This is a genomic window from Kitasatospora sp. LaBMicrA B282, assembly GCF_050325825.1.
Classification (GTDB): Bacteria; Actinomycetota; Actinomycetes; order Streptomycetales; family Streptomycetaceae; genus Kitasatospora.
Genome location: NZ_JBNQTI010000359.1, coordinates 1 through 1,414, shown reverse-complemented (window position 1 = coordinate 1,414; position 1,414 = coordinate 1). Strand labels below are relative to the sequence as shown.

The following is a 1,414-nucleotide window of genomic DNA, read 5'->3' as shown; positions in this document are numbered from 1 at the left end:
CGGCGGCGACTTCGCGGCCGCCGTCCGCGAGCAGATGCGCGCCCTGGTCCGCGACCTGGAGGAGCGCACGCTGCTCGACCCGCGGCCCGGCCGCACCGCCGACGAGGCCGCCGTCGAGGCCGGCCGCCGGCTGCCCCAGCACGCCGCCGCGCTGCGCACGGCCGCCCGCCTCTTCGACGACATCGCCTTCGGCGAGCGCACCGCCGACCGGGCCGCCTACCAGCAGCTCGCCGACCTCGACGCGGCGCTGCGGCGCACCCACCCCGCCCTGGCCGTCCCGGTGGTCGCCAGATGACCAGCACCGTTCCCGCCCCCGCCCCCGCCCCGGCCCCCGCCGCTCCCGAGAGCATCGGCACCGCCGGTCCGCAGGCCCCCGGCCCCGACGGCACCACCTCGCTCACCCCGACGCTGCGCCGGCTCTGGCACCGCTCCCGCTGGTTCCTGGCGAGCGCCGCCGTGCTGCTGGTCACCGGCCTGCTGCTGGCCGGGCTCGGCAACACCACCGACTACCCCTCGCTCGACCCGCGCTCCGCCGATCCGGACGGCACCAAGGCGATCGTCCAGCTGCTCCGCGACCAGGGCATCACCGTCGACGTCACCGCCGATCCGGCCGTGCTCACCCGGCCGGGCGGGGACGACACGGTGCTGGTGCCGCTGCCCGACCTGCTCGGCCCCGACCGGCTGGCCGCACTGGCCGGCGCCGACCACCGCCGCCTGGTGCTGATCTCCCCCGGGGACGGCGCGCTCTTCCAGCTGGCCCCCGGGGTGCACGCCGGGACCACCGCCGGCGGCCTCCCGACCGTCCTCACCTCGGCGAGCACCGCCCCCGGGTGCGACCTGCCCGAGGCCCAGCGGGCCGGCAGTGCCGAGCTGGGCGGGCAGCTGTACCAGGTGGAGGAGGGCACGGACGCCCTCGGCTGCTACCCGCGCGACGGGTTCCCCGCGCTGGCCCGCACCACCAGCCTCGCCGGCACCGACGTGATCGTGGTCGGCTCCGGCCGCTTCCTCACCAACCAGCGCCTGGCCCACGACGGCAACGCCGCCCTCGCCCTGGGCCTGCTCGGCGCCCACCCGCACCTCACCTGGCTGCTGCCCGACTACCAGGCCCAGGCGACCGCGGCCGGCCCCGCACCGAAGTCCCTCACCCAGCTGATCCCCACCGGCTGGCACTGGGCCGGGGTGCAGTTGGCGATCGCCGTCGTGCTGACCGCGCTCTGGCGGGCCCGCCGGCTCGGACCGGTGGTCGAGGAGCAGCTGCCGGTGGTGGTCCGCGCCGCCGAGACCACCGAGGGCCGGGCCCGGCTCTACCAGAAGGCGAAGGCCCGCGGGCGAGCCGCCGACGCGCTGCGCCGGGCCGCCCGGCACCGCGTCGCCGCGGTGCTCGGCGTGCCGCTGGGCACCGGCGAGCCGGACC

General features: G+C 78.6%; 2 protein-coding genes. Both read left to right on the top strand.

The features are described from left to right. On the top strand, positions 1 to 295 hold a 295-nt coding region (locus ACQRUO_RS39420), incomplete at its 5' end, for a DUF4129 domain-containing protein (RefSeq protein ID WP_428320999.1). Then, positions 292 to 1,414 (top strand): DUF4350 domain-containing protein (locus tag ACQRUO_RS39415; RefSeq protein ID WP_428320998.1); only part of this gene is annotated, 1,123 nt, incomplete at its 3' end. The genes ACQRUO_RS39420 and ACQRUO_RS39415, both read left to right, overlap by 4 nt.